Source organism: Streptomyces sp. ADI96-02, from assembly GCF_003846185.1.
Classification (GTDB): Bacteria; Actinomycetota; Actinomycetes; order Streptomycetales; family Streptomycetaceae; genus Streptomyces.
The window spans coordinates 5,385,673-5,399,640 of the sequence record NZ_ML123034.1; the positions used below are offsets into that span (position 1 = coordinate 5,385,673).

The 13,968-nt window shown below is 71.6% G+C and carries 6 protein-coding genes; 5 read left to right on the top strand and 1 reads right to left on the bottom strand.

The window, feature by feature from the left end; translation table 11 throughout:
• The first annotated feature begins 284 nt into the window (after nt 1-284).
• The 4 genes from EES43_RS23585 to EES43_RS23600 all read left to right on the top strand — a co-directional run bounded on the left by EES43_RS23585 (nt 285) and on the right by EES43_RS23600 (nt 7,010).
• The gene (locus EES43_RS23585; RefSeq protein ID WP_124270570.1) at nt 285-1,577 is read left to right on the top strand and encodes a hypothetical protein; all 1,293 of its coding nucleotides are present in this window, start codon (nt 285-287) and stop codon (nt 1,575-1,577) included.
• A 323-nt stretch (nt 1,578-1,900) separates the two neighbouring features.
• Nucleotides 1,901-3,784, top strand: coding sequence for a DUF2075 domain-containing protein (locus EES43_RS23590; RefSeq protein WP_124270571.1), 1,884 nt, complete (start codon nt 1,901-1,903; stop codon nt 3,782-3,784).
• 147 nt (nt 3,785-3,931) lie between these two features.
• A complete protein-coding gene (locus EES43_RS23595; protein WP_206430110.1) occupies nt 3,932-4,588 on the top strand; it encodes a hypothetical protein in 657 nt (218 codons plus the stop codon).
• A gap of 295 nt (nt 4,589-4,883) precedes the next feature.
• Nucleotides 4,884-7,010, top strand: coding sequence for a DUF2075 domain-containing protein (locus EES43_RS23600; protein WP_124272129.1), 2,127 nt, complete (start codon nt 4,884-4,886; stop codon nt 7,008-7,010).
• Between the two features lie 50 nt (nt 7,011-7,060).
• Here EES43_RS23600 and EES43_RS31510 read toward each other — a convergent pair whose 3' ends face one another.
• Complete coding sequence (locus tag EES43_RS31510) at nt 7,061-7,189, bottom strand: DUF6408 family protein (RefSeq protein WP_241192512.1); 129 nt, start codon at nt 7,187-7,189, stop codon at nt 7,061-7,063.
• Nucleotides 7,190-7,582: 393 nt separating this feature from the next.
• On the opposite strand from EES43_RS31510, the gene EES43_RS23605 reads away from it, so the two are divergent.
• Nucleotides 7,583-13,942 carry a non-ribosomal peptide synthetase gene (locus tag EES43_RS23605; RefSeq protein WP_124270572.1) on the top strand — a complete coding sequence of 2,120 codons (6,360 nt, stop codon included), beginning with the start codon at nt 7,583-7,585 and terminating at the stop codon, nt 13,940-13,942.
• Nucleotides 13,943-13,968: the final 26 nt, after the last annotated feature.

Below are 13,968 nucleotides of genomic sequence, written 5' to 3' on the forward strand. Positions count from 1 at the left end.
CCCCGGGCGGGTCCCCGAACGAAAGGAATAACGTGGGCACAAAGATGTCGAAACGCCGGTCAGCCGTCTTCGCATTGGCCGTCCTGGTCGCCGGAACCGTGGCGGCGGCCCCGCCGGCCGGCGCACGCGCACAGGCTGGGAAATGCTCACCGATCGGCACCGCCGGAGCCCCCGACCTGCCGGCCGGCGGAACCGACGGATTCGAGGACCTGCGACCCGCCCCGGCCGACACACAATTACCCGATCAAGTTCACCTCAGGGACACACGGGGCACCTTCAACCGTGTGTGGTCGTTCGCCCTGGCGGACGGCAGCGTGTACACCAAGCCGGCCGGGCTGAGCGGCGGTTGGCGCGTCGCCCCCGTTCCGGACTGCCTCGACGGGCGGATCACCGGGATCTCCGCCGACGACGACGAACTCGTCGCCGTCGACGGCGAAGGCCGGGTCTTCACCATGGACCACGCCATGAACGAGCCCCGCCTGTGGAACTGGACCAGCAGGTTCGGCCCGCCCATCTGGCTGGGCAGCGGCACCACGCTGCCGGACGCGACGGTGGACTGGTCCTGGTCGGTGATCTCGCCGGCCGAGGACGTGCGCTGGACCGACGCCATCGGCAAGCCGCACGAGATCGAGCCCGCCAAGGTCAGCCACGTCTACGCGCTCTCGGGCGACGGAAGCCGGATCACCTACCTGGACCCCTGGCTGCCGAGCGACCACAGCTACGAGCTCCGCACCCCGCTGGGCGGGCGCTTCCAGGCGGCGAGACTGTCGGCCAGCGGCTCCACCGTGTTCGTGACCAACCGCTACGGCGACCTGTACACCCGGCTCTACGACTTCGACATGTCCGGCGGCAACTCCGTCTTCTTCCGCTACTCCTACGAGGACCAGAGCGGCCTGCCCACCGCGCCGAACCTGCTCCTGGAGCGCATCGACCCCCGTTACGCCGCCGTGCAGCTCCCCGCACAGGACTGGGTCCGCCAGCCGAAGGTGCCCGGCGAGATGACCGACCGCATCTCCATCCACAAGACCGGCCCCCGCCCGGACGCCAGAGAGCTGCGCGTGGAGGGCGTGAAGGACGGAGCGACGGGCCTCTGGCGCAAGGAGATCCGCGCCTCCGCCTGGTCCTTCACCCCCACCGGGCAGCCCTTGCGGGGCCGAAAGCTCGACAACACGCCCGAGGACCGTTCGACGGACACCCTGGCCCCGCCGTCGCCCCACTCGTACGCGGGGAACGGCGACGGCTACAGCGCCGAGGCGCCCGGCTTCCGCACGGCCACCGGCGCGACGCCGCTGAATCTCCGGTTCCGGAGCGGGGCCACACTGAAGCTGACCCTGCAGACGGTGGACCCGCTGCGGCAGTTCTCCCGTGCCGACGGCCTGGACGACAAGCCCCGCGCGTACAACGGCGCGGTGGAAGTGCCCCAGGAACTGCTGGACAACCTCTCCCAGCAGCCCCCGGAGGTCCGCGACTTCGTGACCGACACCCTGGGCGCCCGACGCTTCACGACGACCGGCGTCGACGCCAGCACCCGCTCGCTGCGGATCGCCGCCCTCGGCCTGAACCTCGCCGCCCGATAGCACCGGCCCGACACCCCCGCACCGCGACCGCCCCGACCGGGGCCGGGCCGGGCCCGCACGACGGGGCCCGGCCCGACCGGTGAGGACGGTGCGCCGTCACGTACGGCGGTCGCGGTGCGGGGTGGGGTGCCCCGCGCCCTGTCCCGAAGGTCCTCGACGACGCGCGGCTGTGTACTTCGGACGCCCGCTGCCGCCACGATCGGGCCAGGTAGTCTCGGACGCATCGTCATCGCGGCCCGACGGGCTTCCGCTCCGCTCCGGTGGAGTCTCGAAGGACACGCCCCCACCCGCACGAGTCACTTCGTGCTGCCTGGGGGAAGACCTTGTTGTTCCGTGCATCAGCCAAGTCCGTGGCGGCTGCGGCGATGGACAGCTCGCTGTTCCTGCATCTCACCGAGCAGTTCTTTCACATGCACGGCTACCGGCCCACGGCCTCCGAGAGCCGCTCCTGGGAACGCAGCATCCCGGCGCTCATGGACGTCCTGAACGAGGCGGGGCTCGGGGACGTCGAGGTCATGCTCGAGTACGCGCTGCCGCTCAACAGCAAGCGCGCGGACGCCGTCCTGGCAGGCGTGCACCCGGTGACCGGCGAGCCGTCGTATGTCGTGGTGGAGCTCAAGCAGTGGAGTCAGGCGGAGCCGGAGGAGGACGACCCCGCCCTGTGCCGCGTCGACAGCTATACGCATCCCGTGCTCACCCCGGTCGAGCAGGTGCGCAGGTACTGCGAGTACCTCGTGAACTTCAACGGGGCCCTCGCCGCCCATCCCGGTCGGATCAACGGAGTGGCCTACCTCCACAACGCCGCCGAATCCGGCGTCGCCGCGCTGCGTGAGCTCGCATTCGACGAACACGGAACGCTGTTCACGGCCGAGCGCCGAGGAGCACTCCTCGACCATCTGCGCACCAGGCTGAGCACCGAACACGCCGGCGCGTCCGCCGCCGACGAACTTCTTCGGGGAAGGCCCGTCCCTTCCAGGCAACTGATGGCCGTCGCCGCCGACGAGGTCCGTGACCGTGAGCAGTTCGTTCTGCTCGACCAGCAGCAGGTCGCCTACCGCATGGTGCTCAATGCCGTCAGCCGGGCCAAACGGTCCGATCACAAGGAGGTCGTGATCGTCACGGGGGGACCCGGCACGGGCAAGAGCGTCATCGCTCTGTCCTTGCTCGGCGAACTCTTCCGTCGGGGCGTCCCCGCTCTGCACGCCACCGGTTCCCAGTCCTTCACGAAGACGATGCGCAAGGTCGCGGGAGCGCGAAGGCGTGAGGTGCAGGACCTCTTCAAGTACTTCAACAGCTTCATGACCGCAGAGAAGAACGCTCTCGACGTCCTGATCTGCGACGAGGCCCACCGAATCCGCGAAACATCCGCCAACCGCTACACCGCTGCCGTGCACCGCACCGGCAAGCGGCAGATGGAGGAACTGATCGACGTCGCCCGCGTGCCGGTCTTCCTCCTCGACGAGCATCAGGTGGTGCGGCCCGGAGAGATGGGCACGGTGGCCGAGATCGAGGCCGCCGCCGCGAAGAAGGGACTCGCGTGCCGTGTGGTGCCGCTCGACAGCCAGTTCCGCTGCGGTGGCAGCGGCGCCTACCTCCGCTGGGTCGTACGACTCCTGGGTCTCGAGCCGGGAGGTCCGGTCGTGTGGGACCCCGACGACCGCATGCGGCTCATGGTCGCTGACAGTCCGCGGGAGATGGAAGCGTTCCTGGAAGGGCGCTTTGCCCAGGGCTATGGCGCGCGGCTGTCCGCAGGCTACTGCTGGCCATGGTCGAAGGAGCCCAAACCGGGTGACCCGCTCGTGGCGGACATCGTCATCGGCGACTGGGCCCGTCCCTGGAACCTGAGAGGCGAGCGGTCCGTCTCCGGTGCGCCCCCGTCGGCTCTGTGGGCTACCGACCCGGCTGGTTTCGGCCAGGTGGGGTGCGTCTACACGGCGCAGGGCTTCGAGTACGACTGGTCGGGAGTGATCATCGGGCCGGATCTGATCTGGCGTGGAGACAGGTGGATCACCGATCGTGCGTCATCCGAGGATCCCGTCTTCAAGAAGGCCCCGTCGGGCGCGGATGTCGACCGCCTGATCCGCAACACCTACAAGGTCTTGCTGACCAGAGGAATGATCGGGACCGTCGTCTACTCCACCGATCCGGAGACGCGGCAGAAGCTGCGGGAACTGGTGGGGGCGACGCGGGCGATCGTCACGGTCTGACACCGCAAGGCGACGGAGCGGAGCGCGGGCCGTCCCGAAGACGGCGTCGGCACGACTGTCACGGACCGGCGAGGTGCGCGCGTACGTGATGACAGCCCTTTGGCGGGCGGTTGAGAGACCGAGAGGTTCGCCGCCTATCCTCCTGTTGTGCAGTTGCCTCAGGATCCATCGAACGTCGCCCATGCCCTGTTGGCGGCCTTTCCGACCCGTCTCGCCGATGATGTGCGGAAAGTTCTGGCGGTCATGCCGGAGCCCCGGATCGCACCAATGATGCCCTTCCAGGTCGAGGTGCAGGGAGAGACCTTCGCCATCCCGTCGCGCATTTACAACGAGGAACCGGGCGCCGACGTGGAGTGGGACCCGACCGGAACCCGCCAGGTGATTCTGCACTGCCTGTACTCCCGGCACCACGAGGGCCATGTTCGCCAACGGCACCTCGAGCAGCTTGTGGCGTCGGGGGAGCCGTGGGTGGTCCCGTTCGTGGTGCAGTTGGCCGGGGAATATGTGCTGGAGATCCTTGAGGCGATCGGCCGGGGCCTTCCCGGGCTCGCGATCCCTGGATCGGCCCAGCGCCGACTCTACGGAGAGTTCATCGCTCGGAATCCAGCCTTCTTCGCGCGCACGGAGCGGCGCGTGGTGAGCTACTGGTCCTGCTACTACCGCTGGAAGTACGGAACATTCGGGACGTATCCCGGATGCGTCCTGTTGGAAGCGTTCCGCGCTGCTGTAGTGGAACAGGTGGGCGCGGAGTGGCCGCGGCACACGCCGCCCCCGCTGGCGAACGAGAGTGGGGTACCTGCCTGAGGTCGCCCACCACGACCAGGTGGGCGTCGGCATCGATGACGAGTCGGTGATCGGTGGAGCGCCTCGCGGTCAGCAAGTCGCTGAGGCGGCGTGGGCTCGGTCCGGTGAACAGGACATATCCATGTCGACTAAGACGCCGTGACCACACCAGCCAGGCCAAGATCATTTCACCCATGACCAGTAGTTGTGGGACAGCCCTTAGGATCGCCGTACCGGTTGCGGCCCGACGGGCTTCCCCTGTGGACATGCCCCCACCCGCACGAGTCACTCGTGCCCTGGGGAAACCACCTTGTCCATGCTGCTGCTGCGGTTGTCGGCGAAAGACCTGCTCACTCTCGATTCACGGCGCCGCATGGTGCCTCACCTGGCCGCCCGATGGGTGCACTTCCGAGGAGAGAAAGCCTCGCTCGGTGAACGCACGGCCTGGGCGGAAAGCCTCATCGAGTTGGCGAGGGACCTGGTGGCCGCCGACCGCGGCAACGTGGAGATGATCGTCGAGTGCTCGGCAACCGTCGACGACCCGGAACGTTCGGACCGGAGTCGTCAGATCGACGTGGTCCTGGCGGGGCGCCACCCGGCGGACGGCGACATCTCCGTCCAGCTCGTGGAACTGAAACGCTGGTCGACCGTCACCCGCGTGGAGAAGGCGACCGCCGACCTGGTACACATTCCGGGAATCGACGACGTGAAGAGGCATCCGGCTCTCCAACTGCGCGAATACTATGAACTCTTCACGGGCGCCACTGGCCCACTGCACGGCCTGCGGTTCGAATGCGGTGGATTCACCTACCTCCACAACGCCACGGATGAGTCCGTACGACCCCTGCTGGGCATCGACGCTCCGACCGGTTCCTATGCCCGCACCTACACCAAGGACAGCAGGAACAAGCTCCAGGAAGACCTCCGCCAGCACTTCACGGCGGACGAGCATCCTTCCGCTGCGGAGATCCTGCTGAGCCGTATGAATCTGCGGAACACCCCGTTGCTCGACGCCATGATCAAATCCAACGGCGAAGACACGGTCTTCACTCTGCGGGGCCGTCAGAAGAGGGTCGCGGACGACGTGCTCGAGGCCGCAGTGCACGTACTGGACGACCCTGCGGCGGACGCTCTCGTTCAGAATCCGCGCCGTGCCGTCTTTCTCGTCACGGGTGGCGCGGGAACGGGCAAGAGCGCTATCGGCCTCCAGCTCAAGGCCGAGTTCGAGGCAGCCGGTCGTACGGTGATGTACGCGAGCGGATCGCGAGCCTTCAATGGAGCGATGCAGGAGCATGTGGGGTACGGAGACCGTGAGTTCAAAGAGAGCTTCACCTACTTCAGCAACTTCGTCACCCCTCCTGAAGAACCGCTCGACGTACTGATCTGCGACGAGGCGCACCGGCTGAGAGAGCGTTCGTTCAACCGGTTCTGGGCTTCCGAGAAACAAGGGACGAAAGCTCAGATCGACGAGTTGCTGGACGCGTCACGGCTGACGGTGTTCCTTCTGGACGAGAGCCAGTCCTTGCGCCCCAATGAGGTGGGCACCGTGGACGTGATCAAGGATGCGGCCGGCCGCCGGGGGGTGGTGGCGCGCTCCTACCATCTCCAGGAGCAGTACCGGTGCGGAGGGAGCGACGCCTACATCCGCTGGGTGCGTGACCTTCTGGGTCTCTCGGGTGGACGGCCGGGTCTCTGGACGCCCGACGGCCTGATGCACATCGAGGTGGTGGACACCCCGGACGAACTGGAGGACATTCTCCGCACCGAGTTCGATTCCGGGGCGTCCGCCCGGATGGTAGCCGGGTTCTGCTGGCCCTGGAGCCCTCCCGACGAGGCGAGGAAGCTTGTCGCCGACGTTCGTATCGGCGACTGGCACCGCCCGTGGAACGCGTCGAGCGAGTCCTTCTGCGCGGGGGGCGAACCGCCGTCGAAAATCTGGTCGGTGCATGATGCCGGCTTCGGTCAGATCGGCTGCATCTACACGGCGCAGGGACTCGAATGGGACTGGTGCGGAGTGATCATGGGCGACGACATGGTCTGGCGCACCGACAAATGGGTGTTCCGGCGAGGCAAGAAGCGCAAGGACAAGGACACCGGAACGCAGCACGTCATCGAGCCCGGATCCCTCGACACGGAGGTGTGCAGGAAGACCGGGACCGACGACGAGGCGTTCGCCCGCTGTATCCGCAACGCCTATCACGTACTGCTGACCCGTGCCAGCCGCGCGACGGTTCTCTATTCCAGTGACAAGGAGACGCGGGACTATCTCAGGTCGCTGGTGGGCGATATCGAGATCCACGGTCTCCGCCCGACCTGGGAAAGCCTTCCGCCCGAGGCCCGGGTGCCGCACCAAGCGCGCCCGGCGAGGGGAAGCAGGTCGCGCAACGCCCGGAGGAAGAAGGCCAAGCAGCTCAAGGAGAAAGACGAGTTGAAGCTGTTCTGACCGGTTGAGGAGTGGGGTGGCGGGCTCTCCGGGCCCGCCACCCGCCTGCTTCAGAAGAGCAGGTGCGCTGCCGCCGCCACGGCCGCCACCACGAGATTGGCGACGACACCGACGGCGACGTCCATCAGGACCTTGCGGAACCAGATGCGACGCGCAGACGTGTACTCGACAGGGTTCATACGGGACCACTCCTCGGCGGTGAGCAGGAATGGTGGGGGACAGCCCACCGGGCATCCGCTCACACACCGCGTGAAACCATGCGGTGATACACCAGCCATTACTCACATGCCGCGGAACGGCGCATGAACTCTGTACGCGTACCCTCCGGGAAGGTGCGCAGCGCCGGAAAGCCTACCCGACGCACGAGCTGTCGCACCCGAGTGCAGGAGCACGGCCCTTCTGCCGTACGCGCGTGAACCGTCCGCCCGCAACTCTCGCCACGCAGCCCCCTCCCCGCCACGCCCCCAGGCCAGTTCGCGCAGTGCGTGCTGCCGCCAGTGCTGCGTCTTCTTCCCTATGGCCTCCACGCGGTCCCCGGCAGGCTGCTGGAAAACACCGCTTGGAGGCTCACAGTGACAGCAGGCGCGGCCCCCGAAGGGGCTCGGAACGGCGGCGACACCCTTACGGCATCCTTCGCGCAGCGGCGGCTGTGGTTCCTGGATCAGCTCGCCGGCACCTCCGCCGGCTCGATGCTGCCCCTCGTCCTGCGCATCACCGGCCCGCTCGACGAGGCGCGCCTCGCGCGGGCCCTGGACGGGATCGTGGCGCGGCACGAGGTGCTGCGCACCCGGTTCGCGGCGGTCGGCGGCGAGCCCGTGCCGGTCGTCGACCCGCCCGGCGGGATCGCCCTGGAGCGGGTCGAGGCCGAGGGGCCCGCCGACCTCTTCGCGCGCTGCCTCGGGCGGCCCGTCGACCTCTCCGTCCAGCATCCCGTGCGGGCCGCCCTCGCCCGGGTGGCGCCCGACGAGCACCTTCTGCTCGTCGAGGTGCACCACATCGCCGTCGACGGCTGGTCGTGGGGCGTGCTGCTGGAGGAACTGGCCGCCGGCTACCGGGGCGAGAGCCCCGCCCCGCCCGCCACGCGGTACGCCGACCTCGCCGAAGCCCAGACCGCGCGGCTCTCCGGGGCGCGGATGGAGCGGCTGCTCGCCTACTGGCGCGAACGGCTCGCCGGCCTGGCCCCGCTGGACCTGCCCGGCGACCGGCCCCGGCCCCGCGTGTGGGACGGCTCCGGCGACGTCGTCCGCTTCACCCTGCCCGCCGACCTCGTCGCCGGCGTCGACAGCCTCGCCCGCGGCCACCGCGCCACCCGGTACATGCTGCTGCTCACCGTCTACCAGGCCCTCCTCGGCCACTGGACCGGCCGCACCGACGTCGCCGTGTGCAGCACCATGGCCGACCGCGCCGGCGCGGGGGCCGCGAACGTCGTCGGTCCGCTGGTCAACACCGTCGTCCTGCGCACCGACCTCTCCGGCGGGCCCGGCTTCGGCGAGCTGCTGGAGCGGGTGCGCACCCGCGTCCTTCAGGACCTCTCGCACGCCGAAGCGCCCTTCGAGCGCGTGGTGGGAGCCGTCGGCGGGGAGCGCGACCTGTCCCGCCATCCGCTGGCCCAGGCGTCGTTCACGCTGCTCAACTCCGCGCTCAAGCCGGTGCGGATGCCGGGCCTGGACGTGGAGCTGGTGCCTCCGCCGCTCGCCGAGACGCACCTGGACGTCTTCCTCGACCTGACCCTGCGGACCGACGGCGGCATCGCCGCCATCCTCCAGTACGCCACCGCCCTGTTCGACCCCGCCACGATGCGGGCCTTCGCCGACGCCTACACCGCGCTGCTGCGGGCCGTCGTCGCCGACCCCCGCACCCCGGTACGGGACCTGCTGCGCGCCCTGCCCGCCACCGCCGCCCGTACGCCGGCCCTGCCGCGCGCCGAGTGGAGCCGGTCGCCCGACGTCCCGGCCGTCCCCGACCGCCCGCTCGGCTTCCGCGGCGAGCCCGGGGCGACCGCGCTGATCTGCGGCGACGACAGCGTCACGTACGCCGGCCTGGACGGCATGACCGGCGGACTGGCCCGTGCCCTGGTCGACGCCGGGGCCGGGCCCGGCAGTCCGGTCGGGGTGCTGCTGCGGCGCGGGCTCTGGTCGGTCGCCGCCATCGAGGGCGTCTGGCGGGCCGGTGGGGCCTACGTACCGCTCGATCCCGAACTGCCCGCCGAGCGGCTGCGGTTCATGGCCCAGGAGGCCGGTCTGGCCTGTGTCGTCGCCGACGCCGCCACCGCCGAGGACGCCGCCGCGCTGGCCCCCGTGACCGTCCGCGTCGACATGGTCGCCCCCTCGGCCCACGGCCCCCGGCACCTCCCCGACCCGCGCGAACTGGCCCACGTCATCTTCACGTCCGGCTCCACCGGGCGGCCGAAGGCCGTCGGCGTCGAGCACGCCGCGCTCGCCTCCCATGTGGCGGCGTTCCGGCACCGGCTCGGCATCACCGCCGACGACCGGGTCCTCGCGTTCGCCTCGTTCTCCTTCGACGCCTCCCTCGACCAGGTCCTGCCCGCGCTCACCTCGGGCGCCACCGTCGTCGTCCGCCCGGACGAGCCGTGGCTGCCGACCCGCGTCCCCGAAGTCGTACGGCAGCACGGCCTCACCGTCGTCAACGTCCCGCCCACCTACTGGTCCGAGCTCACGCTCTCGCTCGGCCGCCGCGAGGCGTCCGCCCTCGCCTCGCTGCGCCTGCTCGTCCTCGGCGGCGAGGCCGTGCCCGCCGACACCCTCGCCGCCTGGCACGCCGCCGTGCCCGGGGTGCGGGTCTGCAACGCCTACGGGCCCACCGAGACGACCGTCACGGCCACCACCCACGAGACCGACGGCCCGCCCGGCGGGACCGTGCCGATCGGGCGGCCCCTGGGCGGACGGCGGGTCCACGTCGTCGACCCGGACGGCGAACCGGTCCCCGTCGGCGTGAGCGGCGAACTCCTCATCGGCGGCACGGAGGTGGCGCGCGGCTACCTCCGCAGGCCCGCCCTGACGGCGGAGCGCTTCACCCCCGACCCGGCCGGTCCGCCCGGCAGCCGCCTCTACCGCACCGGCGACCTGGTCCGCTGGACGCCCGCCGGAGAGCTGGAGTTCCTCGGCCGCCGCGACGACCAGGTCAAGATCCGGGGCTTCCGGATCGAACTCGGCGAGGTCGAGTCGGTGCTGCGCGCCTGCCCCGACGTCGCCGCCGCGGCCGTACGGCCGGACCGGGCCACCGGACGCACCCTCGTCGGCTACGTGGTGCCCGCCGCACCCGCCGGGGAAGCCGGGCAGGACACCGGCGCGGGCGTCGAGCGCGTCGCCCTGCGCGCCTGGTGCGCACGCCAGTTGCCGCACTACGCCGTCCCCTCCGAGTTCGTCGTCCTGGACGCGCTGCCGGTCGGCGTCGGGGGCAAGCTCGACCGCTCCGCGCTGCCCGACCCCGCCCACGCCCGCTCCGGCTCCGCCACCGGCTACGTGGCGCCGCGCGACGACACCGAGCGGACCGTCGCCGACATCTGGGCCGACGTCCTCGGCCTGGAGCGGATCGGCATCGACGACAGCTTCTTCGACCTGGGCGGCCACTCGCTGCTCGCCACGATGGCCGTCTCCCGGGTCGCCCAGCACCTGGGACGCGACATCGAGCTGCGCACCGTCTTCGAGAACCCCACCGTGCGCACCTTCGCCCCGCGCGTCGCCGCCGCCCGCCCCTCCGCCGGAGCCGACGCGGTGGTCCCCGCCGACCGGACGAAGCCGCTCCCGCTGTCCTTCGCCCAGGAACGGCTGTGGTTCCTGGACCGCACCTCCGACCGGGGCGACGCCTACCTGCTCCACTACGGCTGGCGGCTGCGCGGCGGCCTGGACCGCACCGCCTGGCAGCACGCCCTCGACGACCTCGTCGAGCGGCACGAGGTGCTGCGCACCGCGCTCGTCGAGTCCGACGGCCGGCCCGTGCAGCGGGTCCGCGACGCCGTCCCCGTACCGCTGCACTGGGAGCGGGCCCCCGACGGCCCGAGCGAGCGGGAGCGTCTGGACGCCGTACGCGAACGGGCCGCCGCCCTCGCCACCCGCCGCTTCGACCTGACCCGGACGCCGCTGCTGCGCGCCGGAGTGTGGGAGCTGGCCGAGGACGACCACGTGGCCGTCGTCGCCCTGCACCACGCCGTCACCGACGGCTGGTCCAAGGGCGTGCTCGTCGACGAGCTGGCCCAGCACTACCGGGCCCGCCGCGAGGGACGCCGGGCCGTGCTGCCGCCGCTGGAGGTGCAGTACGCCGACTACGCCGTGTGGCAGCGCGACCGCGCCGACAGCGGAGCCCTGGAACCGCAACTCGCCTACTGGGAGGAGACGTTGGACGGCGCGGCGGCCCTGGAGCTGCCCACCGACCGGTCGCGGCCCGCGGCGTTCAGCGGCCGGGGCGGCGCGGTCGAGGTCGAGCTGCCCGCCGGACTGGCCGACCGGGTCGACGCCTTCGCCCGTGAGCGGGGAGCCACCCGCTTCATGGTGCTGCTCGCCGCGGCGCAGCTCGTGCTGTCCCGCTGGTCGGGGCAGAGCGACGTGTGCGTGGGCACTCCGGTCGCCGGTCGCGGCCGGGTCGAACTGGAGCCGCTCGTCGGCTTCTTCGTCAACACGGTCGTGCTGCGCACCGACCTCTCCGGCCGCCCCGGCTTCGCCCGCCTCCTGGACCGGGTGCGCGACGGCGTCCTCGGCGCCTTCGACCACCAGGAGGTGCCGTTCGAGCGGGTCGTCGAGCGGTTGCGCCCGCCGCGCGACCTCTCGCGCAACCCGTTGTTCCAGGTCATGGTCGACGTACAGGACTCCCCGGCGGCCGGGCCCGCCGTGCCCGGACTGCGCGCCGACGGCTTCGCCCTGCCGTGGGGTTCGGCGAAGTTCGACCTGACGGCCACGTTCCTGGTCGCTCCCGGACGGTTCGCCCTCAACGTCGAGTACGCGGCCGACCTGTTCGACCCGGGGACGGCCACCCGGTTCGCCCGCCACGTCGGACGGGTGCTGCGGGCCGTCCTGGACGAGCCGGGCCGCCCGGTGGACGAGGCCGCTATGACGTCCGCCGAGGAGTACGCGCACCTGCTGGCGACCGCCGGCTCCGCGACCGCCGGCTCCGCGACCGGGGAGAGCGCCCCCGCGCCGGGGACCGCGCCGAGGTTCGCGGTGAGCGGACGCCCCGCCGACACCGCCGTCGTGTGCGAGGGCGAGGCGGTCGACCACGCCGGGCTGGACGCCCTGACCGGCGGACTGGCCCGCCTGCTGGCCGACTCCGGCGCGGCGCCCCGGGACGCGGTCGGCGTATGCCTCGGGCGCGGCGTCCGGTCGGTGGCCGCGATGCTCGCCGTGTGGCGGGCCGGCGGCGTCTACGTCCCGCTGGACCCCCGCCTGCCCGCCGAACGGCTCAGGTTCATGCTGGCGGAGGCCGGGGTGCGGTACGTCGTCACCGACGCCGCCTCCCACGACCTGGTGTCCGGGCTGGGCGCGGTCACGGTCCCCGTCGAGCGGGCGGCGCCGGACCCCGACGGGCCCCGGCACACCCCCGCGCCCGGCGATCTCGCCTACGTCATCTTCACCTCCGGCTCCACCGGCCTGCCCAAGGCGGTCGGCGTGGAGCACCACGCGCTCGACGCCCATGCGGCCACCGCCCGCGAGCAGTTCGCCCTCACCCGGGACGACCGGGTGCTGACCTTCGCCTCCACCTCGTTCGACGCCTCGCTGGAGCAGATCCTGCCCGCGCTCGGCGCCGGGGCGGCGGTCGTGGTGCGGCCCGACGACATCTGGTCCGTGGACGAACTGGCCGCCCGCGTCGCCGCCGAGGGCGTGACCGTCATGGAACTCACCCCGTCCTACTGGGAGGAGGTCGTCGCCCGCCTGGACACCCTCGCGCCCCGGCTGGCCGGACTGCGCCTGCTGGTCACCGGCGGCGAGGCGCTGCCCGCCGACCCGCTGGAGCGCTGGTTCGCGCACCTGCCCGGCGTACCGGTCCTCAACACCTACGGCCCGACCGAGGCGGTCGTCTCCGCCACCGCCCACCGCGTCGAACGGGCCCCGGACGGGCACAGAGTGCCCATCGGCAGGCCGCTCGGCGGCCGGCGCGCCTACGTGGTCGACGCGCGCGACGCCCTCGTACCGGAAGGCGTGCCCGGCGAACTCCTGCTGGGCGGGCCGGAACTGGCGCGCGGCTACCTCGGGCGGCCGGCGCTGACGGCGGAGCGCTTCGTCCCCGACCCGTTCGGGCCGCCCGGCGGCAGGCTCTACCGCACCGGCGACGTCGTACGCCGACTGCCCTCCGGCGAGACCGAGTTCCTCGGCCGCAACGACACCCAGGCCAAGATCCGCGGCTTCCGGGTCGAACCCGGCGAGGCGGAGGCCGTGCTGCGCCGCCACCCGGGCGTGCGGGCCGCCGCCGTGACCGTCCGCACCCTGCACGGCGACCCGGCGCTCGTCGCCTACGCGGCCGGCGACGCCCTCCAGGCCGACGCCCTGGAAGCCCACTGCCGCGCCCACCTGCCCCACTACCTCGTCCCGTCCGCCTTCGTCCTCCTCGACGCCCTGCCGCTCACCGTGCAGGGCAAGCTGGACACCGCCGCCCTGCCCGCCCCGGACGCTCCCGCGCCCGTCGCCTTCGTCGGGCCGCGCACCCCCGCGGAGAGCGTCGTCGCGCAGATCTGGGCCGAGGTGCTGGACCTGCCGCGGGTCGGCGTGCACGACGACTTCTTCGCCCTCGGCGGCCACTCCCTGCGGGCCGTCTCCGTCGCCTCCCGCCTGCGGACCGCCTTCGACTGCCCCGTACAGGTCCGCGACCTGTTCGAGCACCCGACCGTCGCGCTGCTCGCCGCCGACGTGGAGCGCCGTCTGCTGGCGCTGATCTCCGAGATGTCCGACGACGAGATCGCCCTGTCCCTGACTGCCGACCTCTGAGCCCGGGGTCACCACCGCACACCCTT